We start from the raw sequence: 20,531 nt of genomic DNA on the forward strand, positions 1-20,531 counted from the left end.
TTTTCCCTTTAATAATCAAGAATAACTTCTTGTAGTTCTTCTATAAATTGTATTACGTCACTTTCTGTATTTTGCCAAGCAAAGCTAATACGTAAAACTCCAAAGCCATTTTGATCATTGAGACCCAGGCTTTTCAGCGCAGGGCTAATTTTTTTACTGTCTGCAGAACAGGCGCTCCCCGTGCCAACTATGACGTTTTTATTTGATAGGGCACGCATTAAAATGGCTCCCTGCATATTTTCAAAGTTGGCAAGTAGAATATAAGGGGAAGCCGATTCACATGAAATAATATCGATAGGACAATTTTGCTGCTTGTCCTTAAGCGTGAGTAATTTCTCCCTGCAGAGTGAATTGAGTTCTTGAATTTTTTTTGTTTCGTTCAACTTTTCTTTGGCATTGTGTTGAGCAGTGAAACCCAAAGCAGCAACAGCGGCGGCATCAAGAGTTCCAGATCTTAAGCCATCTTGTTGGCCACCACCAAAAAACAAAGCTTTTGGGAGCTGGTTATTTTTTACGATGAGTGCGCCGCTACTATTGGGCCCGTGGAATTTGTGACCCGCAAAAGAGAGTGAATTTATTCCCCAATCATTCATGTCAATTTCTCTTTTTCCAAAACCTTGAACGGCATCGATATGAACATGAATAGAGCTTCCGTAAGTGATATTGCTCAGTTGGTCGATATCGAGTAAGCCTCCAGTTTCATTGTGCAGTAAAGTTAAAGCGATGAGCTGTGTTTTACTTGTGATCAGCTGCTCTAAATTTGTGAGATCGGGAGCTCCTGTGGAATTTAAAGCTAAATAGTGGACTCGAACATTTTTTTTCTCAATTTCTTTGATGACATTTAAAATGGAAGGGTGTTCCGCCTCACAAGTAATGATTTCATCACCTTCCTCAAGTTCTGTTCCTAGAAGAGCTAAATTATTGGATTCTGTTCCACCACTAGTAAAAATAACTGTATAATCATTGCTGTCGGCATTGGCCGCCTTGAGGATCTGCGCACGAGCTTTGTCTCGTAATCTTAGGCATTCATGTGAGAGTGCATGACCTGCATGAGGATTGGCATAATATCGGTCGATAGCATCGAAATAAAATTCTTTTACTATAGGTAAAAGAGGTGTGGATGCGGCGTTATCGAGATAAATCATTTTGTAATTTCCAGCTGCTAAGCAAGTTGAGTAAGGCTTGACGGGTGTAATCTTTTCGGATGAGCTGACCTTGAGTAATCAAGCCAATTGCGCCTCCTTGAGAACCTATATTAGTGTTAGTGCTTAAGCCTGTTTTTACTAAGGCTTCAGATAGTTCAACATGATCCTCTTCGATACATTTTTGAACTGTAGGAGGGAGTTGAAATGAAGATGAGCTTGCAAGAAAAGTACCGTTGCCGTCCCATAAGCAGACACAAGAAATGTTTAACATTTTTCCATCAATATGATAACAGCCATCCTCAATTCCAATAGAAAAATCAGAGTCATGCTGAAAAGCAACTTTAGCTCTATTGATTGCCCCCGAAAAGCTTTCGTCTAAACTACGAGGCTGATCCTTCACCCCGGAACTCACATCCAGAGAGATGACGGAGGCGTTTAAGCTTTGTTCGGCAATCTCTTCCTCGAGAGCTTGTATCTTGGCCTGATTGCGAGTGCCAATGTGGACTCGCAAAGACATTATTTCTTTTTCTTGATGCTAATTTTTTTGCGTGCGCCGCCAGTACGTAATTTTCTACCTCCAGCAGGAGCAGCAGCTGGAGCAACAGGTGCTTCTTCTACCGGAGCGGGAGTAGAAGCATTGCCAGCTTTTGAAGCTGTACCAGCACGACGTGCGTTGAGCTTTGATTTGCCAGCTTTAAGAGAACGAGTAGGCCGTCTAGGCTTCTTCATATTAGCCGAAGTGCCTGTGTCCACGTCACGTTGAGTCGTTTTTGCCTTAGACGCGATCGGTTGAGGAGCGGGTACATCAGCGGGCATTGGTGCTGCAGCTAAAACATTGCCGTTGCGAATGAGATAAACCATGTTAGAAACTTTTTCATAACCTTGAGAATCGGAGGCATGGTAACAGTCATTTAGATAGATAAGAAGAGCTTCAGGAACGGCAGCCGCAATAATTGTATTGCGATTAGGAACGGCAAATCCCACTGATTTTGTACCGAAGTGCTGTTGAATTTCGATAAGAAGTTTTTTACGTAAAATACTGCTAGCTGTCAGGTCATCACCTTCTCTTTTTAGGAGTGTGTGAGTTGTGCCTTGGTATTTGACTTCGACTGGTTCCCATTCAGGTTCTTCATGTTTATCCAAAGCTTGAAGAGCCAAGTCTTCAACGAATTCAAGTGACCAGTTGTTTTCTAGAGCTTCTCTTCTCCCAATGAAATGGGTCTGACCATTTTGCTTGAAGCCATAAGAGACGAGAGCTCTACTGTCATTGCTATTGGCAATGAGGTCACGGTGGAGGATTTGATCAATATTTTGAATATTGAGATTGCTGAGTATGGGGACTGGTACAACTTCTGTCATTTTGAGCTCCTAAATTATCTATATACTATAAATTTAAGTCGAGCTAGCTGATTATCAATTTTGTGATTTGTGGAATAAATAAAAAACATCAAGAAAAATGCAAAACTTTTGTAAAAATAGTCAAAACTTAAAAGAGGCCTTACCTAAACTTCATTATTTAATTTTAGTGTATGTATTGTAAAAATATTTTTTTTAAGAGTTCGAAGTCTTATATTGGATTTAAATTTTAGGTTGTTATGTCAATTAAAGAATATGATGTTTTGATTGTAGGAGGCGGCATCAATGGCGCCACAAGTGTTGCAAATTTATCCTACCAAGGACTTAAGCTTGCCTTAGTAGAACAGCGGGATTACGCGTCGATGACGAGTCAGGCTTCGTCCAATATGATTTGGGGGGGGATTAAGTACTTACAATCGGCAGAGTTTAGTTTGGTTCGAGCCTTATGCGAATCGCGCAATCGGCTCTTGCAAGCTTACCCAAGTCGAGTGAGAGAAATCGCCTATTTCACGAGTTTCTATAAGGGGAACCCTTATTCATCAAAACTTATTTATGCGGGAGCATGGTTTTATTGGCTCATGGGAGGCTGTCAAACTTTTAAACCTCGCTATGTAAAAGCTAATCAAGTAAGACATGAAGCCCCTTTGCTCAAGCAAGAAGGCTTAAATGGTGCAGTATCTTACGCTGATGCCTACCTGCCAGATAATGATGCCCGCTTTGTTTATCAATTTATTCGCGATGGCCAAAAACGAGGTGCGAAGTGTTTTAATTATACTCGACTTGAAACGGCATCTTATGTAGATGGCTGGTGGCTGGTAGACTTGCTTGATTTGCGAACTTCGCAAAAATCGCAAATTCGAGCTCGTAGTTTAGTCAATGCTTGTGGACCCCAACTGAAGTCATTAAGTGGAGATATTCCTGTAGAAAGTCAGGTGGCTTTTTCAAAAGGTGTTCATTTGATCGTGCCGAAAATAGGTCCATCTGATCGGGTGTTAACTTTTTTTTCAAAAGATGGGCGTCTATTTTTTGTTTTACCCATGGGCAATCGTAGCTGTATTGGTACGACGGATACAAGGGTGAGAAGTCATGAATGTGAAGTGACTCAAGGAGATCGCGAATTTATTTTGGAAAATATTAACTCCTATTTAAATGACTATAAAGATTTGAGCCTCAAGGATATTATTTCCGAACGGTGCGGAGTCCGCACCTTGATCGTCGACGGAGATGATCAAGGAGAGGATTGGATAAAACTGACTCGTAAACATAAGATAGAAGTGGATAAGAGTAAAAAATCTTTGACCATTGTGGGAGGTAAGATTACCGATTGCCTCAATGTAGGAGAAGAGGTTGGTGAAGCGATTTGTGAGATGCTTCAAGAAAGGTATCGTGAGGGTGTTTGGTATGGCGAAAGTTCGGAAAAAGAAAAGTTCATCAAATCAGCTCAACAATTAAACTTAGGGCAACACTTTGATGGATTGAGCATGATCGAAGATCATTTATGGAGGCGTTACGGAAGTGAAGCTTTTACCATTCTAGATTTGATCAAGGATGATCAGAGCTTAGCTAATGAAGTTCACCCGGGGAGTGGTTACATCAAAGCTGAGTTTGTTTATATGGCTAAGTTTGAACAGATCACTTGTCTAGAAGATGTCTTGCGTCGTCGAACGACTTTAGCCATGGAGTACAAAGAAGAAGAAATGGATTTAGAGATGATGAAGGACTTACTCGGACTCTAGATTAGATCAATAATGGGGAGGTCTTTGATTCATTTCGATGGGGTCTGATTCAATGGATTCCTGCATAGTCTTGATTTCTCTTTTGATGTCTTGAAGTTCCATTTGCTGGCTAGTAATAACCTCATTTAAGGTCTCAATCATATCATCTTGCATGCTGATTAAACTTTCTAAACGTATGAGGCGTTGCTCAAAATCGGAGCTCATGATTTTTCTCTCTGTAAACTTGTTTGAATGTAGCCTGGACGATTTGTTGAAATTGAATGACAGCCGAGTTGTTCTAATTCGCGATAGCGTTGACTCGAATCCACTGTCCAACAATTAATTTCTAGGCCTTCAAACGCTTTAATAAATTCTTGATTAATGCGATTAGCGTTGGCACTGATGCCATCAAAATTACATTTTTCAATGACAGCTCGAGTTTCTTCTAGGCAAGGGTTAAATTTTTCCTTGCTTAAGCGAAAGTTACGAATCCACAAAATCTTGATCTGTGGACAGATTTTGCGAAGGCGAATGAGTGTGGGGAGGCGAAATGAAATGACAGTTATTGATTCAAATTTAATTTGCGAACTTCGCAAAGTATCAATAAGGATTTTTTCAACTTGACGGCCGCACTTCAGTTCTATAACTAAACCTTTGCCTTGAGGTATAATATTGAGGACTTCATAGAGTTCTGGGATTTGGTAGGGACTGAGTTTGCGAATCTCGCTGAGATTAAGAGTTTTTGTTGAGAGATCTTTTTGAAGTAAACGTTTTGTGTTGAGGTCGTGGTAAGCGATAAGTTTACGGTCGCGCGTTAACAGGAAATCTCCTTCCACCCCATCAGCCCCCTGTATAAAGGCTAATTGAAAAGATTCTAGCGTGTTTTCTTGGGCATTGGCACTTGCACCACGATGGGCTATGAGGCGAGTATTCACTTCTAGTTATTGATACGAAATTTACATTCAGGTAGAAGTTTTTTGAGGATCTCGATCTCTTCATTAGGTATATTGAGACTGTAGCTAAGTCGACGTAAATACTTACTTTTGTGAAGATGGCTTAAATCTTTGATTTTTGTTTTATTTAAGTTCAAGCTTTTTAGATTAGGGCAATTTTCTAATGCTGAAATGTCTGTGATTGCGGTCTCAGCAATATTTAAAATTTGAAGCTGTTTACAGGATTTTAGGGGGCTGAGATCAGTGACTTTAGTACCTTCAAGATCGATCTCTTTTAAGTGGATTTTGTTTTCAAGAACGGCAATGCTATTGATGGGAGCGTCCGTGAGGTCAACTTCTTTGAGTTTAGAGCAGTTCTTTAAAGCGTTAATATTATTAAGTTTACGGCACCATTTGAGATTAAGTTCCACAAGTTCAGAGGCCTTGCTCAGAAAGTCGATATGAGTGATATGATCGTTATTACTTGAGCTAAACTCTTCAAGTTGAGTTAGATTGGAAAAGACGGTCATGTTTTCATTGGTGGCTTGGGTATTCATATAGGTGTTTAATTTCTTGAGCTTCACAAGTTTTTCAAGGGGGGCATAATCTTTGAAGGTATGCGCAAAGCCGTAGAGATCGAGTTCTTCGACTTCGAGTAAGTTACTTAAAAAAGAAATGTCATCAACAGCACTCATGTAGAGGCTGAGTTTCTTGAGTTTTGTTAGCTTACTTAAAGCAGCCGTATTTGTTATGCGAGTTGCATAAAAGTTGAGTTCTTCTAAATCTGTTAAAGACTCGAAGGGTTCCAAATCTATGGGAGTTTCTGCTGATTTGGTCCAGTTGATGGCTTCGAAGTAACGTAGCTTGGTGAGTTTTGCGAGGGGTGCAAAAGACTCGAGATTTTTGTTGCCGTATGAGGTGTTAAGCTGAGTGATCCATTTGAGGTCGGAGCAGATCTTTGCAAAAGTTTTTTGATCAATTACCTTACCGATGCTTATTGAGTAATCTGAGCTTGGTTCAATTTTTTTGACATCAGAGCGAGTGTTAGAGCTGTACTCATTAATTGTGGCAGAGTACTTAGATATTTGGCTATCAGCTGCCTGTAAGCAGCTAAGACTTATTAAGCATGAAGTGAAAAGTGTTTTAAACATGATGACCCTCATTAAATTTGTTTTTTCTACTATAAGTCAATCAAAGTTAATTGTTATAAAATTGACTGTAAAAAGTTGATTTAATAGAGGTTTTTTATAAAAATTTAATCTTGAAAAATTCATATCTGCTGAATTCGGGTAGTAAGTGCAACACCTCTGTTAGTTGCTAGTACAGAAGCTATTGAGTGAAACAAGACTCAAATGTACTCTGTATTAGTGACCAAACCAAAAACAGAGGAGACAAGAAATATGTCCTATAAACATCTGAGTCTTGAAGAAAGACATTACCTTGAGTTGGAACAAAAGGCAGGTACATCCATCAATAAAATAGCAAAAAAGCTATGTCGTCACGTGAGTACTCTCTCACGGGAACTTAAACGTAACACAGGTAAACGTGGTTATCGTAACAGGCAGGCTAATGAATTAGCTCAAAAGCGACTAAAAGAAAAGCCAAAATCCATCAAATTAACAGTTGAGGTTAAAATTTATATCGATGAACATCTTACGAAGGATTGGAGTCCAGAACAAATCGTTGGGCGATTAAAAGATGATATGTCAATATCACTTCATCATGAAACAGTTTACCAAAAAGAACAAGTTCACACTCTCACCTTTGATAACGGGAAGGAGTTTGCTAAACATGAGAGTATTTCTGAAAAGTTGGAATGTAAAAGCTATTTTGCAAAACCATATCATTCATGGGAGCGAGGACAGAACGAAAATGCAAATGGCTTACTACGTCAATACTTTCCCAAGTACATGACTCTTGATAAAGTTAATGTTTCAGAAGTTGAAATTGCTGTCGACAAGCTTAATAATAGGCCTAGAAAATGCTTAAAATTTAAAACACCTTATGAAGTATTTCAGAAATTAACTGGAATTGATTTAACAAAAACAAAGGGTGTTGCACTTATGAGTTGAATTCAAGTCTTATAATTTATCTTCTTTGAAGATTAAAGAAGGCAAGTTACAGGTGGGATATATCTATCCTGGACAACAATGGCGTTGACACTTTTTACGGTGTTTGAAATTTAAAATGTGGGCTAGCAAAATAAAGGCTACTCCAATGGGGACTGCTGAAAATTTGATTTCTGATTTGTTTACGAAAGCGGTGTCACTAGTTTCCGATGTATCTATACTGTTAAGTAAAGCGGTCTCAGCACAGCTTTGATCTTTACAAGACGTTTCGCAAGGACTAGAATCTTCTTCAATAACATTGGCGACTTCATTTGTTGGAGGTGGGCAGCAGGGTTCTTCTTTAAAGGTGCCATAACTCGTTAAACTAAGGCCAATGAGTCCACAGAAGAGAACGAGTTTGGAGTTGTACTTTATGTAAGAACGTAAAAATACAGGTATGCCAATTAATAAAGCGACGACGAGCATTAAGTGGTGGAAAAGTGGGTGAGTGAAGTACTGGCTCAACCAAGCACCGGAAAACATAATCACCCAAGGCATAAAAAGGCAATGAATGAGGCATACAACTGAAGCGAGACTGCCAATGAGGTCAGCATCTATTTTTTTTAACATAATTAAACCCTAAAGATATTGATAATTCATTATCAACAATAGACCGATAAGTTTTATGTGCAAGAAAAGTGTATAAGAAAGTAAAAGACTATTTTTGTGAATTGAGTTTTTTGCTGATGAAACTTGTGATTACCAGGAAGCTTAAAGAACCAATGAGACAAGCCATTAGCCCGCCGACTTGATAGAGTATACCTGAGAGCAGGGTGCCAAAGAGACGACCTATGGCATTGGCCATATAATAGAAACCCACACTCATTGCGGCTTTATCAGATTTTGAGAATGAAAGAATAAGGTAAGAATGAAAGGAAGAGTTGAGAGCAAAGAAAAAGCCAAAAAGCATGAGTCCACCTACGAGGATGTAGGAATTATAGTCAAATATTGCGGACCCCGCTATGATTAAGCTCATAGAAATGCAGAGCGTGAGCGAGAGTTTAAAGGCCTTGTTCTTATCCTCTTTTGAGCCGTCGGCAGATTTCAGTAATTTGGGAGCAGAGGATTGTACGGCACCATAAGCAATAACCCACACAGCGTGAAAAGTTCCCACTTGTGTGAAGGACCAATGAAGATATTCGTGAAAAAAGACGGGAACGGCCACAACAAACCAAATATCTCTAGCACCAAAAAGAAAGACTCGAGCAGCAGCTAAAAGGTTGATCTCACGCCCTTGATTAAAGAAGTCTTTGAGGCGGTCTTTACTTTTTACTTGGCCTAAATCACCTTTAAGTTTGAGAAGTACAGTAGCGAGTATCAGGGCAATGCCTAAAGCCATGATAATGAGCGAAGTACTAAAACCCCAATTCTGTAAGAGGAAGGCTCCAAAGAAAAATCCAAAACCTTTCACGGCATTTTTCGAACCGGTCAAAATAGCCGTCCATTTAAAGAGCTTTGATGAACTATCGGAAACGAGGAATTTTACCGCTGTTTTGGAACTCATTTTTGTGAGGTCTTTTGCGATTCCCGCAAAGGCTTGAGCTCCCATGACAAAAGCTAAGGATAGTGCGGGTTTCCAGCTATCACTTAATTGCGAAAGTGCGGAAAGCGCAAAAACCTGCAGAGCTAATCCACTAATTAAACTCTGCCGTAGACCTTTGCGTTGCGCATACCAGCCTCCAAAGAGGTTGGTGAGAACTCCGCAGAGTTCATATAGCAAGAACATAAATGCCAGTTCAACTGCAGTGAAACCCTTGCTATGAAAATACAAAAGACAGAGCATGCGCAAAGCACCATCTGTAAGCATGAAGCTCCAGTAAGCGGCTGTGACAATACCGTAGTCTTTGAGATTTTTCATGAGTTTATTTTAAAGCGACTTTTCCACTTTATCCAAGAGGTCAACCATGCGGTTGATATAACCAATTTCGTTATCATACCAAGCGAGAATTTTGACTTGTGTTCCATTAATGACCATGGTAGATGGTGCATCAATAACTGAAGAACGCTTTTCATCTTTGTAATCAACCGAGACGAGTGGTTTCTCTTCATAACCCAAGATGCCTTTCAAATAGCTTTCTGAAGCCTCTTTAAAGAACTGGTTCACTTCTTCTTTGGTCGTTGGACGCTCTAGTTCAAAAACACAATCCGTTAAAGAACCGTTGAGCAAAGGAACTCGTACCGCTAAGCCATTGAGTTTACCTTTGAGTTCTGGATAAATAACTGTGATAGCCGTAGCTGATCCAGTAGTCGTTGGAATCAAGGATTCGCCACAGGCACGCGCACGTCGCAAGTCTTTGTGAGGAGCGTCAATAATAGTTTGTGTATTGGTGATATCGTGGATAGTTGTCATGCAACCATGCTTGATACCGAGCTTTTCATTGATTACTTTCACTACGGGAGCTAAGCAATTTGTCGTGCACGAGGCAGAGGTGATGATATTTTGACTACCGTCGTAGAGTTCATCATTTATACCATAGACAATGTTGAGGGCGCCTTCTTCTTTGACGGGAGCAGATACGACAACTTTTTGAGCTCCATTTTCAAAATAGGGTTGGAGGCTAGCTACAGACTTGTGAACTCCTGTACATTCTAGAACGATATCAATATTTTTCCCTGCCCATTGACACTCAGAAGGTGAGGCTGCATTAGAAAATGTAATTTCTTTGCCATCAATAACAATAGCTTTTTCTGTAAAACTAATATTACGATCCCAACGACCGTGAACTGAATCGAATTCGAGTAGGTGAGCTGCGCATTCCGCATCACCGTGGAGTTCATTAATGTGAACGATATTGAGTTCTCCGCGATCATAAGCTTCACGGAAAGCGAGACGGCCCATGCGGCCAAAACCATTAATGGCAATATTTGTAGACATATCTTATTCCTTTTAGTTTCTGCACTCTAATTAGGGTATGATATCTATTAGCACCAGTTCTAGTTAAATTATAGTTAAATTTAAAGCTAAAAAACATTAATTGAGTTATCAGTTCAAATTGGAAAGATAATATAAGTGTGTTTAATTTAAGGCGTATTTAATAATTAAAGACACAATTTGAACATGAAAAGCAAAACAAAAGTAGGCTTATTTTTGGCTACCTTATTATCTTTAAGTCTTAGTGCACACGATTCAAGTGCTCATGAACACAATGACCATAAGCTAGGAGATCAGTTGAAAGCAGATGCCGATTTAAAGTCGGGTAGCCAAGAACATGAACATGACAGTAAACTAGCTAGTTTTATTGGTGTAGAAGAATATATCAGCTTATCAGGTACGATTGGCCTTTACGGTCAAACTATGGATGCTAATGATGACAATATTGATCGTGATGAGTTAGCAGCAATTTACGGTGCCTTGCATTTAGAAACAAGAGAGTGGCAAGGTTTTCGGTTGGGCTTAACAGCTCTTGCTCATGGCGAGCTCCATGATCATAATGATAACTATAATGAATATTACGATAATAATGCAGCGCTTTTAGCTGAAGCATTTTTAAAGTATAATTATAAAGAAACAGAGTTCACTCTTGGACGTCAAGGTGTGGATTGGTTGATGCTCGGTGACTATTTTGAAGGTGTTTTTGTTGAATCAGAGGCAATAGAAGATTTTCTAATTAGAGCGGCATGGGTTCACAAAGGTGCTGTGTTTGATCCGGATGAAATGTTTGATTATGACGAACTCAATGATGACGATGGAGTATTTGGTACAGAAATCACTTATAATGGTATCGAAGGTTTAGCCATTACAGGGCTTTATTACCAGGCTCCAGATGCTTACGATATTTATGGTGGTGAAGTTTTTCATGAATACGCGTTCTGCGATAAATGGAGTAATGCCTTCTTAGTTCAATATTTTGAAACTGATGAGAAATCTAGTTTTGCTGATTACCCATCCATTTAGCCATATTTGTCAAGTAGACAATAATCTATTGTATCCGTTTTTTGTTATTTTTGCTTAAAACGAAGCTTAGAATTAGCTCTTTACTTTGTGCCCATCTTGATTTCAACTTTGTGGGTACGAGTCTTCACAAAAGTGAAGCCCTCCAGCCATCCATATAAGGTCAACGGTTTTAAAGGAACCGTGTTGATCAGTCCAACTTTTTCTTTTAGCTGCGCTCAACGCCTTAGAAACTCCTAACGGTCATATCCTCGCCGTCCCATTCAGTTGGGTGTTAGGGCTCAGTCCTTCTCTATTGGACTGTCCAGGGTTTTAGGGGCTCGGGGAGGAGTGGGTCATCATCAGTAAATTGCTGTGAGTGTAAAGTGTACACTCAGCCATATCCTAATCAGTTAAGTTGTTTCGACGGAACAAGGGTAATCAATAGGTTCATGACTGAGGTACTAAATTTATTTAATGAACTTTTTTTGTGAGTCGCTCATATTTTTCTCTGCCGAAAAAATCGATAGGATCAAAAGGTTTCTTTCGTAAAAGCATAAAATAAATAGCTCGGCATATTTTATGTATAAAGATGGATCGTCCTTTGCGTTTACCGTGACGTTGATCGAGTTCATCGGCAAAGAATTTCATTACTGGATCTGATTTTGCTAACATTGCGATTTCACCAAAGGCCCACTTTAAGTTAGGGTTGCCCATTTTTGTCCCACTATAACCATAACTTTTTCCCGCACTTTCTTTTTTGCATTTAACAACGCGACAGTAACTTGCATAATCACCTGGAGTTTTAAATCTTTGAATATCATGAGTTTCATAAACCAGAGTCATACCTAAAATATCTCCGATACCTTTCATTGATTTCACTATTTCAAAATCTTCTTTGAACTGAGAGTCAAGGGTGAATTTCACAAGGTCCTTATCTATTTGTTTTAACTGATCAGTAAACATCTTTAGTAAATCGGCGTTGAGTTGATAGTTTCGAGCCATAGCATGATCTTCTGGTAGGAATGTCTGAAGATCCATGAACTGAAGTGATGACTTTGCATTTCGTCGAAGCTCAGCAGAACTATGTTTTAAATTATTTTGGTCTTCGAAGAGATTAAGATAAATTGATATACCTGAGCGAATACTCACGAGCTTGATTCGACGGCGTAGTAGATCTCGGTGAGAACGAAACCGACGTGGACAAGCATACGCTTTGGGCAGGAGATTAGTTCGTAACAAATCTGTTATTTTTTTACTGTCTATTTTATCGTTCTTTGCTTTACCTCCATGAATTGCTCCCATATAAAGGGCATGGCCTAGGGCAAATTGAACGGGCTCTGTTTCACAAAAATCAGATAATTTGTACCAGTTGTAAGTAGTTTCGCAGGCAATAGTAAGGTCATCCCAATAAGGAGAGAGGATTTTCTTCATGTACTGAAAGTCATTATTTTTGATCTCTGTGTGCACGTATATTTTTCCTTCTTTGTCCATCACGCAGATATAAGACATCGATTTGTGAAGATCAATTCCGCAGTGAAATTTTGTTTTTGTAGTATACATTTTCATGGCAATATCCTTTTTTGTTTTGTGGAATTACAATTTAGGTTATTGCCATTTCTTTGCCAAATTTTGTAGATCACGTTTGACCGTGAGTACTATTGGCTAAGCGTACTATCAGATGGAGATGGCTCTATTTTTCACGTCAATAATGTTCTAACATACGAAGATTTGAGTTTTGGTGGGGGTTATATCGAAGCGGCTGATGGTGCTGGTGCGGGCAATATGCTCAACAATCCTTGGGACCCCTTTGAAGAAGATACTCACACAGATCGCCCTAATAGTGAAACCTGGTATGTTCAGGCTGAGTATGCTGTAAATGATGATTTAACTTTATCGTCTGTCTATGGTGAAAGTGATACAGATGAAGGTAATGGCGATGCAAAATTCAACGAGTTTAATTTTGTTGTTGCTTACCAGGTATGTGAGTCACTACTTCTTGAAGCCGCATACATAAATTTGACAACGACTGATGATGCTGACGAGGGCTTTGATAAACTGTGGATTCACGCCACATACGAATTTTAAAAAAGAAGTTTGTTCGTTTCTTAATGAGATGTAATGTCAATTACACTTGATCTTAATTGTTTTTAGTTCATTATTTATCACTCGTTAAAACTAAAAACAGGGAAAGTCAATGAAAAAATTATTCGCCTCCGCACTTATTCTTAGTGTAGTCATGTCTTGTAAACAAGAAGCAAGTCAAACTCCTGAAGCTCCTGCTACTGAAACAGTAGAATCTCCGGCTAAAAGCTCAACAACTATGGCAGAGGTAAAAAAGCCAACTCAGCATCTAAAAGTAGCTGATTTAACTTCATTGGATAATGCAGTTAAGGTTTTTAACGAAACAGTGGTAAAGTTGAAGGCCAAAACAAAATTTGATGCCGCAGAACTTAACGAAATCCATTTGATTACGTACTCTACTGAAAAAGCGCTTGCCTATTTTGGTGAGAACTTTACTGGCGAGCAAAAAGAGCTTGCTAAAAAGGCTGTGATTGTCTTAGAGGAAGTCCACCTCGCTTCTGAAAGCAATAATAAAGATGCTACACAGAAAAAATTAACAGAATTTTTAGCTCTTGCGGTTCAAATAGCTATGAAGCTTAAATAATTATAAGTCTCTTATAGAATCAAAAAAGCTCTTCGTCTGAAGAGCTTTTTTTTCTATTAATACGGATATATTTTCTTAAAACACTAAGCTTTAGGGCTTGGTGTTTTTTATTTCCATTGATTCCTATTGTTAAGACTTCGATAAAATAAAGACCAAATATGTTAAAATAAAGTTTAATTGCGATTGAATATCAATTACAAGATGCTAAAGTTGTGATTAAATCTCAATAACAAAAAGTAATAACAAATAGGACAAACGCAATGCTCCAAAAATTCGTCAAGTACTTCGCACTCTCATGTGCTTTAAGTGCTAGTGTGATGGCAGAAGAGGCCAAAGCTACTCAAGCTGCCCCAGAAGCTAATACCGATAAGAAAGCTCCAGAAACAAAAGCTACTGAAACTACTGAAGAAAATACTGCAGTTGAAAAAGAACGTGTGATCGTTACTGGTCAGATTATTCCTGAGGGTGGTCACCTTCTTACAGGTAGTTCTAAAAGAATTGATACGGAAGATATTCGTAAGCATTCTTACTCCGATATTAACCGTGTACTTTATCAAGTACCTGGTGTGAACGTGCGGGAAGAAGACGGCTACGGCCTTTTTCCAAATATTTCTATGCGTGGTATCAACTCTCATCGTTCTGCTAAACTCACTTTAATGGAAGACGGTATTTTAGCGGCTCCAGCTCCTTACTCAGCTCCCGATGCTTATTACTCACCAAATACAGGTCGTATGAGTGCAGTTGAAGTGATTAAGGGTGCTGCTTCTGTTCAGCACGGCCCTCATACTACTGGTGGTGTTGTTAACTATGTGTCAACTCCAGTTCCAACTGATGGTGAAACTTTTTATTGGAAGCAACTTTTTGGTTCTAACAACGACATCAAAACCCACATGTATTATGGCGATGTCTATGATCTAGACGCAGGTAAATTAAGTCTTTTATTTGAAGGTTACTACCGTGAAAATGACGGCTTTAATGATATTCAGCACAGTGATCGCAATACGGGTATCAATCATCAAATTGAGCCGATGCTCAAATTGCGTTTCGAACCTAAAACTTCTAAATACCAGTATTTAGAAATGAAAGTCGGTTATACTGATATGGAAGCTAACCTTTCATACAATGGTTTGAAAAAAGAAGATTTTAATAGTAATCCTCATGATCGCTACTGGGGTACCCAGTGGGATCACATGGATACAGAAGCTGTCCGTACCTACTTAAAACACTATATCGAATTAACTAATGATATTAGTTTAACAAACACTCTTTATTATAATCGCTTTAAACGTAATTGGCATAAAATTAAGGGTGATCCAGGTACTGATGTGTTGCGAGGTACAGCACCAGGGACAATTCGTTTGAAAAATAATAACCGTGATTACTATCAAGTCGGCTTACAATCAGAAGTTGATTGGGCTTTTGAAACAGGATCAATTGATCATAATTTAAAAGTTGGTACTCGTATTCACCGTGATAAATACGACGATTATTCTTGGTATGACTATTATGATGTTGGAGGGAATTATGATGTAACAGGTTATAGAGAAGACGTGAAAGGCTCTGCAGGTAATAAAGATTACAATACAGAGTCAATAGCATTCTTTCTGCATGATGAAATGTCTCTAACTGATAAATTGACAGTAACTCCAGGTGTTCGCTTTGAGCACATTAGTTATGATTACAACTCAAAAGGTGAAACATCAGATGTAGATATTTGGGCACCAGGTATTGGCTTTGCTTATGACTTTACAAATGAATACCAACTCTTTGGTGGTGTGCATAAAGGTTTCTCAGTATTAGCACCCCCAGATGCTGTTGAAGGTGGTAAATACGAAACATCCCTCAGTTATGAACTAGGTCTTCGTTATAATAATGAAAGTGGCCACTATGGTGCAGAAGCCGTTGTTTTTTATAATGATATTTCTGATCTTTATGATCCAGAATCTCAAGCGTCGGGAACTGAGTTTAGTCGTACTTTAGGAGATGCGGAATCTTATGGTCTTGAGCTATACACTTATGCAGATGCAGGTAAGATTAATAACTGGGGTTTTTCAAACCCTTGGACATTTGCCTTTACTTGGACGCAATCTGAAATTACAGATATTGCAGATGATATAGATACGTCTGATCCTGCTAATGATGGATCGTTTTACTTTGGCGCCAAAGATGGTTCAGAGACTCCTTATATTCCTGAGTTTCAGTACAGTATAGGTACGGGTGCTCATTTTGGAAAATGGGGAACTGATGTGAATGCTACTTATGTAGATGAGATGTTCACTACAGCAGAAAATAACACAAAAACTGATGCACATATTATTGTTGACTGGTCAGCTTATTATAGTATTGATAAAAATGCTCGCGTTCTCTTCAACGTCTACAATATTTTTGACGAAGAATATGAAGCAGCTCACCACCCAACGGACATCCGTGCGGGCGCACCACGTCTCTTCTACGCAGGTTTCGAATACAAATTCTAAGCTGAACTAGCAAGATTCCCAAAAGGGCGAAGATCATTGATCTTCGTTTTTTTTTTGACTATGTAAAATGTGTATGTGAAAATATTTTTTAATAAATTCTTTGAAGTGTACTAAGATTATACAGATTAATAGCAAGCAGTTGTAAACAAAAAGAGCCTCGAAGTGAATTCGAGGCTCTTTTAAGATCTTATTTAACTTGAACTTATTCGAAGCGGATGGTTCCACTGCGTCCGTGGGCGTCAAGGCCTTCAGCCTTTGCCATGGCCGCTACTGCACCGACTTCTTTTTGTAGAGCTTCTTTGCTATACTTAATGAGGCTCGTTCTGCGGAAGAATTGATCCACAGTTAAACCAGAGAAGTGGTGGCCAGCACCGCCAGTAGGAAGTACGTGGCTTGGGCCTGCAACAAAATCACCTACGGGCTCTGGAGTCCAAGGTCCGAGGAAAATGGCACCAGCATTAGAGATTTGTGCAGCGACTTCATCGGCATTTTCGGTAATGATTTCTAAATGTTCGGGAGCATAGAGATCAGCGACTTCTGCAGCAGCTTCCATATCATTGACTTTAATGAAGAAAATTCCATTATCTAAAACTTTGTCGACGCATTCTACTCGACCAAGGAGTTCTTTTTGTTCGAGGAGTTCTTTTTCGACTTCGTCGATAAGTTCTGCACAATCAGTGACCATCACTGCTTGCTCGTAACCTGAACCATGTTCAGCTTGAGAAAGAAGGTCAGCAGCAATAAATTTTGCTGGAGCCGTCTTGTCGGCAATGACCATGACTTCTGAAGGACCTGCGACTAAGTCGAGTGAACAGTAGCCATAAACTTGACGTTTGGCTGCTGTTACATAAGCATTGCCAGGTCCGCAAATTTTGCGAGCACGTTTAATACTCTCCGTTCCATAGGCGAGGGCACCAATAGCATAAACACCACCGAGTTTTAAGACTTCAGTAGCACCTGCTTTTTTGGCTGCGTAGAGAATAGCGGGGTTAACTGAGCCATCTTTTTGTGGAGGTGTTGTGATAACGATCTCTGGTACGCCAGCCGCTTTTGCGATTGCCGCAGTATGAAGCACGGTCGAAACGAGTGGAGCCGTACCGCCGGGAACATAACAGGCAATACGAGAGAGTGGGGCGTACTTTTCACCAAGTTGAACCCCTTCACGAGGAGAGTAGCCCCAAGCTTCGGGAAGCTTTTGACTCGAAAAATCAATGATATTAGCCGCAGCAAGATCTATGGCGTCTTTAACGTCTTGATCAACTTTTGCGTCGGCCGCATCAAGTTCTTCTTGGCTCACTTGGAATTGACCCGCAGTAAGTTCTACACCATCAAATTTCTTAGCGTAATCACAGATAGCATGATCACCGCGTTTGCGAATATCGCAAAGGATCTCATTAACGCTAGCGGCAATGTCTTCTGGAAAAGCGTTGCGCTCAAAGAGTGGGTCAAAGTCAGCCGTACAACGACCGGTAAATTCCAAGCGTATCATGCTTATTTATCCTTGAAAGCAACCTGGAATTTATCGCCATCAGCAATTGCACATACAGCGGAAATTGGCTTCTCTAGGTCGGCAAAAACACCTTTGCCTAAGATGTAGTCACAGGCTTCGTCAGCTGATTCAACGTGGAAGTCTGCGTCTTTGAGATGAACGCTCGGAGTGTTGTGATTGTATGTAGCAACGTAGAAAGCTTGGCCAGGTTCGAGTTTGATACGAGTTACGTGAAGAGCGTCTTCGCGAACAGTACCGAGTGCAGCTTCACCAGTTTTGATGTTGATAACTGAAGCGATACGCGGAGTGCCGAGGTGATCGTGCTCATAATCCATACCGAAAAGACCGCTCACGAGAGCGTCGCGCATATTCATTCCCGCATCGATTTTTTCAGTGATTGGGTCAGTGTGTGAACCATTTGTTGCAATGGCATATTGACCATCTTGGCTGATGCGCAAGCAGTTGTAGGCAATGTAAGGATTCTTCATGATGTCGTCTTCGTGGCCGGGCTTAGGAACAATAGCAATACCGCGCTCCACTTCGACAGCGTGACGATTTGGGAATGAGTTAGAAGAAACGCGATACATGGCACAAAGCTTGCCATCTTTAGTTTTTGCAACGGAAACAATACGACCTACGTACATGAGAAATCCTTGTGGTTTATAATGATAAGTTTCAAGGCGACTAATAAACTGCAAAGACGCCTTTTTTCAAAGCTTATTTATGATAAATTATGACAGTTGAAATCCTTGCGAGAAAGCGGGATTATTTATCGGGGTTTTGCTTTCTAGGACGACGTCTAGGCTTATGTTTTTTGTCTTTGCTAAAATCTTTTTTCTTAGGACCACCAGAACCAGGTTTACGCTGTTGAGAACGGTTTTGACGATTGTCATTACGGCGCTTCTTAAGTTCTTTTTCAGCTTCTCTAGCCTGACTTTGGCTAGGTGCTTTTTCTGTAATACCCGGGATTTCTTTTACATTAACTTTCTTGTTAATGAGTTTTTCGATGGCAAAGAGAAGGCTGGCTTCTTCTTTAGCCACTAAAGAGATAGCTTCGCCCGAGCAGCCGGCACGACCTGTACGGCCAATACGGTGAACGTAATCTTCTGCAATTTCGGGAAGTTCGTAGTTAACTACATGAGGTAAACGATCGATGTCAATGCCACGGGCAGCAATATCGGTAGCCACGAGAACACGAACTTTGATCGCTTTAAAATCAGCAAGAGCACGAGTACGAGCATTTTGACTTTTGTTACCATGGATTGCAGCGGCAGTAATGCCATCGGCAATAAGCATATTTGTCAATTTGTTGGCGCCATGTTTTGTGCGGGTGAAAACGAGGACTTGGTTCCATTCGCCATCGCGAATGAGTGAGGAGAGTAAGTTTCTCTTTTTGTTTTTACCAACGTGATAAACACTTTGATCGACGGTTTCAGCTGATGTATTTTGTCTGGCAACTTCCACTAAGCTGGGGTTTCTCAAAATACTTTCAGAAAGTGCTTTAATATCTTTTGAATAAGTCGCTGAAAAGAAAAGGGTTTGTCGTTTCTCTGGGACGAGCTTAATGATTTTTTTGATATCGTGGATAAAGCCCATGTCGAGCATGCGGTCGGCTTCATCTAAGATAAGGTATTCAATTCGAGATAAGTCTAAGGCTTTTTGTCCTGCGAGGTCGAGGAGGCGTCCTGGCGTTCCCACAACGATATCAACACCTTTGCGCAATTTCTGCTTTTGAGGATTGATGCCAACACCGCCAAAGATAACGGTCGATCTAATATCGAGACCTTTACCATAGAGCTCTACACTTTCGCCAACTTGCGCCGCTAGCTCACGTGTAGGAGTGAGGACTAAAGCGCGAGGACGGTGGCCGCCACGATTATCTGCTGTGCTTAAAAGGTGGAGGATAGGTAGGGTGAAAGCTGCTGTTTTACCTGTACCGGTTTGTGCACCGGCTAAGATATCTCCGCCTTTAAGGATGATGGGGATAGCTTGTTCTTGTATAGGGGTCGGCTGAGTGTAGCCTTGGAATTTAATTCCAGTGAGGATTTCGGTTCTTAAACCAAGATTTTCGAAAGACATAGTGATCCTAAGTTGTTTCCGAAAAAAGCATGCTTGGTCGATTCCTTCATGCGGAAGAATTATTTAAGGGAAATTTGGGATACAGAATCGTAGTATATCCATTTTTCTTAAGTCTAGTGCGATTATCAAATAATACTTTCAGATATGACGAATTATCAGCACATAAAAAAGGCGTAGATGATTCTACGCCTTAAGTCAGAAAGAGGGTGAGACCTTTACTTAGAGTTTTCTGGTATAAGTAGAAATGTTCTTCTCGGTGATTTTTGATTGCACCTCAATATTTTTCCAATCGATGTATTTCACACTATAAATAGGTCTCATATCGAAAGAGTAGAGCAGGTATTCATTATCATTAACTTTTTCAAAGGGAAGGTCAAAATTAGCCGTTTCGCAAGTTCCATCTGCATGAAATGAAAATGATTTAAAAACCTTGCCATCATTGACCCATTCACCAATAATATTTTCATTTGAGTACTTAACGGATTGTTCTTCAAGTTTCTGGGTATTCCAGGAAATGAGTGAAAATTGAACAACTAAAACGAGAAGTATTCCAAGTAATGTGAGGCGTCTTTGATCTTTCTTTTCAGGAAGAACAGGCAGGTTGGCAATTGTTTTTCTCTTAGACATAAATGAGCTCCAGATAATGTTAAATTTTCGTTAAGTATAATCTTGGTTCGTAAAATAGCAAATA

At 39.8% G+C, this 20,531-nt stretch carries 20 protein-coding genes; 6 read left to right on the top strand and 14 right to left on the bottom strand.

The window, feature by feature from the left end:
* Positions 1-8: 8 nt before the first annotated feature.
* From LNTAR_RS20210 to LNTAR_RS20220, 3 genes are read right to left on the bottom strand one after another with little or no spacing between them, the layout of a single operon-like run.
* Positions 9-1,145 (bottom strand): cysteine desulfurase family protein, encoded by a 1,137-nt coding sequence (locus LNTAR_RS20210; protein WP_007280624.1) that lies wholly within the window; start codon positions 1,143-1,145, stop codon positions 9-11.
* Positions 1,129-1,662 (bottom strand): DUF84 family protein, encoded by a 534-nt coding sequence (locus LNTAR_RS20215; protein ID WP_007280625.1) that lies wholly within the window; start codon positions 1,660-1,662, stop codon positions 1,129-1,131. Before LNTAR_RS20215 ends, LNTAR_RS20210 begins: the two co-directional genes overlap by 17 nt.
* Positions 1,662-2,504, bottom strand: a complete 843-nt coding sequence (locus LNTAR_RS20220) for a hypothetical protein (protein WP_007280626.1) — start codon at positions 2,502-2,504, stop codon at positions 1,662-1,664. The genes LNTAR_RS20215 and LNTAR_RS20220 overlap by 1 nt, the downstream gene beginning before the upstream one ends.
* 236 nt (positions 2,505-2,740) lie before the next feature.
* On the opposite strand from LNTAR_RS20220, the gene LNTAR_RS20225 reads away from it, so the two are divergent.
* Positions 2,741-4,237, top strand: coding sequence for a glycerol-3-phosphate dehydrogenase/oxidase (locus LNTAR_RS20225; protein ID WP_007280627.1), 1,497 nt, complete (start codon positions 2,741-2,743; stop codon positions 4,235-4,237).
* 6 nt (positions 4,238-4,243) lie between these two features.
* Here LNTAR_RS20225 and LNTAR_RS20230 read toward each other — a convergent pair whose 3' ends face one another.
* The 3 genes from LNTAR_RS20230 to LNTAR_RS20240 are packed head-to-tail and all read right to left on the bottom strand — an operon-like array spanning position 4,244 to position 6,299.
* Entirely contained in the window at positions 4,244-4,441 is a 198-nt protein-coding gene (locus tag LNTAR_RS20230; RefSeq protein ID WP_007280628.1) for a SlyX family protein, read from the bottom strand.
* Complete coding sequence (locus tag LNTAR_RS20235; protein WP_007280629.1) at positions 4,438-5,151, bottom strand: glycerophosphodiester phosphodiesterase; 714 nt, start codon at positions 5,149-5,151, stop codon at positions 4,438-4,440. Before LNTAR_RS20235 ends, LNTAR_RS20230 begins: the two co-directional genes overlap by 4 nt.
* A 2-nt stretch (positions 5,152-5,153) precedes the next feature.
* Complete coding sequence (locus LNTAR_RS20240; RefSeq protein ID WP_007280630.1) at positions 5,154-6,299, bottom strand: leucine-rich repeat domain-containing protein; 1,146 nt, start codon at positions 6,297-6,299, stop codon at positions 5,154-5,156.
* 249 nt (positions 6,300-6,548) lie between these two features.
* Between LNTAR_RS20240 and LNTAR_RS26790 the strand changes: the two genes are divergently transcribed.
* A complete protein-coding gene (locus LNTAR_RS26790) occupies positions 6,549-7,220 on the top strand; it encodes an IS30 family transposase (RefSeq protein WP_007280631.1) in 672 nt (223 codons plus the stop codon).
* Between the two features lie 63 nt (positions 7,221-7,283).
* Here the strand turns inward: LNTAR_RS26790 and LNTAR_RS20250 are convergent, their stop codons facing one another.
* The 3 genes from LNTAR_RS20250 to LNTAR_RS20260 form a co-directional block, all read right to left on the bottom strand.
* Positions 7,284-7,826 (bottom strand): MerC domain-containing protein, encoded by a 543-nt coding sequence (locus LNTAR_RS20250; RefSeq protein WP_007280632.1) that lies wholly within the window; start codon positions 7,824-7,826, stop codon positions 7,284-7,286.
* Between the two features lie 88 nt (positions 7,827-7,914).
* On the bottom strand, positions 7,915-9,114 hold the full coding sequence (gene arsJ / locus LNTAR_RS20255) for an organoarsenical effux MFS transporter ArsJ (RefSeq protein WP_007280633.1): 1,200 nt from the start codon (positions 9,112-9,114) through the stop codon (positions 7,915-7,917).
* 9 nt (positions 9,115-9,123) lie between these two features.
* Positions 9,124-10,131, bottom strand: a complete 1,008-nt coding sequence (locus tag LNTAR_RS20260) for an ArsJ-associated glyceraldehyde-3-phosphate dehydrogenase (protein WP_007280634.1) — start codon at positions 10,129-10,131, stop codon at positions 9,124-9,126.
* Between the two features lie 183 nt (positions 10,132-10,314).
* On the opposite strand from LNTAR_RS20260, the gene LNTAR_RS20265 reads away from it, so the two are divergent.
* Positions 10,315-11,151: an Opr family porin gene (locus LNTAR_RS20265; protein WP_007280635.1), complete on the top strand. Its 837-nt coding sequence runs from the start codon at positions 10,315-10,317 to the stop codon at positions 11,149-11,151.
* Between the two features lie 450 nt (positions 11,152-11,601).
* Here the strand turns inward: LNTAR_RS20265 and LNTAR_RS20270 are convergent, their stop codons facing one another.
* Complete coding sequence (locus LNTAR_RS20270; RefSeq protein WP_007276754.1) at positions 11,602-12,696, bottom strand: IS110 family transposase; 1,095 nt, start codon at positions 12,694-12,696, stop codon at positions 11,602-11,604.
* A 126-nt stretch (positions 12,697-12,822) separates the two neighbouring features.
* Here LNTAR_RS20270 and LNTAR_RS20275 point away from each other — a divergent pair, with 126 nt between their 5' ends.
* The 3 genes from LNTAR_RS20275 to LNTAR_RS20285 all read left to right on the top strand — a co-directional run bounded on the left by LNTAR_RS20275 (position 12,823) and on the right by LNTAR_RS20285 (position 16,272).
* The gene (locus LNTAR_RS20275) at positions 12,823-13,215 is read left to right on the top strand and encodes a porin (protein WP_337998512.1); all 393 of its coding nucleotides are present in this window, start codon (positions 12,823-12,825) and stop codon (positions 13,213-13,215) included.
* Positions 13,216-13,324: 109 nt separating this feature from the next.
* Positions 13,325-13,795, top strand: coding sequence for a DUF6746 family protein (locus tag LNTAR_RS20280; RefSeq protein ID WP_007280637.1), 471 nt, complete (start codon positions 13,325-13,327; stop codon positions 13,793-13,795).
* Between the two features lie 260 nt (positions 13,796-14,055).
* On the top strand, positions 14,056-16,272 hold the full coding sequence (locus tag LNTAR_RS20285; protein WP_007280638.1) for a TonB-dependent receptor family protein: 2,217 nt from the start codon (positions 14,056-14,058) through the stop codon (positions 16,270-16,272).
* A gap of 202 nt (positions 16,273-16,474) precedes the next feature.
* Here LNTAR_RS20285 and hisD read toward each other — a convergent pair whose 3' ends face one another.
* The 4 genes from hisD to LNTAR_RS20305 form a co-directional block, all read right to left on the bottom strand.
* Entirely contained in the window at positions 16,475-17,761 is a 1,287-nt protein-coding gene (gene hisD / locus LNTAR_RS20290; protein WP_007280639.1) for a histidinol dehydrogenase, read from the bottom strand.
* A gap of 2 nt (positions 17,762-17,763) precedes the next feature.
* Complete coding sequence (locus LNTAR_RS20295; protein WP_007280640.1) at positions 17,764-18,405, bottom strand: IMP cyclohydrolase; 642 nt, start codon at positions 18,403-18,405, stop codon at positions 17,764-17,766.
* Positions 18,406-18,526: 121 nt separating this feature from the next.
* On the bottom strand, positions 18,527-19,840 hold the full coding sequence (locus LNTAR_RS20300; RefSeq protein ID WP_007280641.1) for a DEAD/DEAH box helicase: 1,314 nt from the start codon (positions 19,838-19,840) through the stop codon (positions 18,527-18,529).
* Between the two features lie 219 nt (positions 19,841-20,059).
* A complete protein-coding gene (locus LNTAR_RS20305; RefSeq protein ID WP_007280642.1) occupies positions 20,060-20,467 on the bottom strand; it encodes a hypothetical protein in 408 nt (135 codons plus the stop codon).
* Positions 20,468-20,531: the final 64 nt, after the last annotated feature.

The sequence above is a fragment of the Lentisphaera araneosa HTCC2155 genome (assembly GCF_000170755.1).
GTDB lineage: Bacteria > Verrucomicrobiota > Lentisphaeria > Lentisphaerales > Lentisphaeraceae > Lentisphaera > Lentisphaera araneosa.

Coding starts and splice junctions, on each gene's coding strand:
- LNTAR_RS20210 (WP_007280624.1), bottom strand. CDS start 1,145: ATGATTTATCTCGATAACGCCGCATCCACACCTCTTTTACCTATAGTA.
- LNTAR_RS20215 (WP_007280625.1), bottom strand. CDS start 1,662: ATGTCTTTGCGAGTCCACATTGGCACTCGCAATCAGGCCAAGATACAA.
- LNTAR_RS20220 (WP_007280626.1), bottom strand. CDS start 2,504: ATGACAGAAGTTGTACCAGTCCCCATACTCAGCAATCTCAATATTCAA.
- LNTAR_RS20225 (WP_007280627.1), top strand. CDS start 2,741: ATGTCAATTAAAGAATATGATGTTTTGATTGTAGGAGGCGGCATCAAT.
- LNTAR_RS20230 (WP_007280628.1), bottom strand. CDS start 4,441: ATGAGCTCCGATTTTGAGCAACGCCTCATACGTTTAGAAAGTTTAATC.
- LNTAR_RS20240 (WP_007280630.1), bottom strand. CDS start 6,299: ATGTTTAAAACACTTTTCACTTCATGCTTAATAAGTCTTAGCTGCTTA.
- LNTAR_RS26790 (WP_007280631.1), top strand. CDS start 6,549: ATGTCCTATAAACATCTGAGTCTTGAAGAAAGACATTACCTTGAGTTG.
- LNTAR_RS20250 (WP_007280632.1), bottom strand. CDS start 7,826: ATGTTAAAAAAAATAGATGCTGACCTCATTGGCAGTCTCGCTTCAGTT.
- arsJ (WP_007280633.1), bottom strand. CDS start 9,114: ATGAAAAATCTCAAAGACTACGGTATTGTCACAGCCGCTTACTGGAGC.
- LNTAR_RS20260 (WP_007280634.1), bottom strand. CDS start 10,131: ATGTCTACAAATATTGCCATTAATGGTTTTGGCCGCATGGGCCGTCTC.
- LNTAR_RS20265 (WP_007280635.1), top strand. CDS start 10,315: ATGAAAAGCAAAACAAAAGTAGGCTTATTTTTGGCTACCTTATTATCT.
- LNTAR_RS20270 (WP_007276754.1), bottom strand. CDS start 12,696: ATGAAAATGTATACTACAAAAACAAAATTTCACTGCGGAATTGATCTT.
- LNTAR_RS20280 (WP_007280637.1), top strand. CDS start 13,325: ATGAAAAAATTATTCGCCTCCGCACTTATTCTTAGTGTAGTCATGTCT.
- LNTAR_RS20285 (WP_007280638.1), top strand. CDS start 14,056: ATGCTCCAAAAATTCGTCAAGTACTTCGCACTCTCATGTGCTTTAAGT.
- hisD (WP_007280639.1), bottom strand. CDS start 17,761: ATGATACGCTTGGAATTTACCGGTCGTTGTACGGCTGACTTTGACCCA.
- LNTAR_RS20295 (WP_007280640.1), bottom strand. CDS start 18,405: ATGTACGTAGGTCGTATTGTTTCCGTTGCAAAAACTAAAGATGGCAAG.
- LNTAR_RS20300 (WP_007280641.1), bottom strand. CDS start 19,840: ATGTCTTTCGAAAATCTTGGTTTAAGAACCGAAATCCTCACTGGAATT.
- LNTAR_RS20305 (WP_007280642.1), bottom strand. CDS start 20,467: ATGTCTAAGAGAAAAACAATTGCCAACCTGCCTGTTCTTCCTGAAAAG.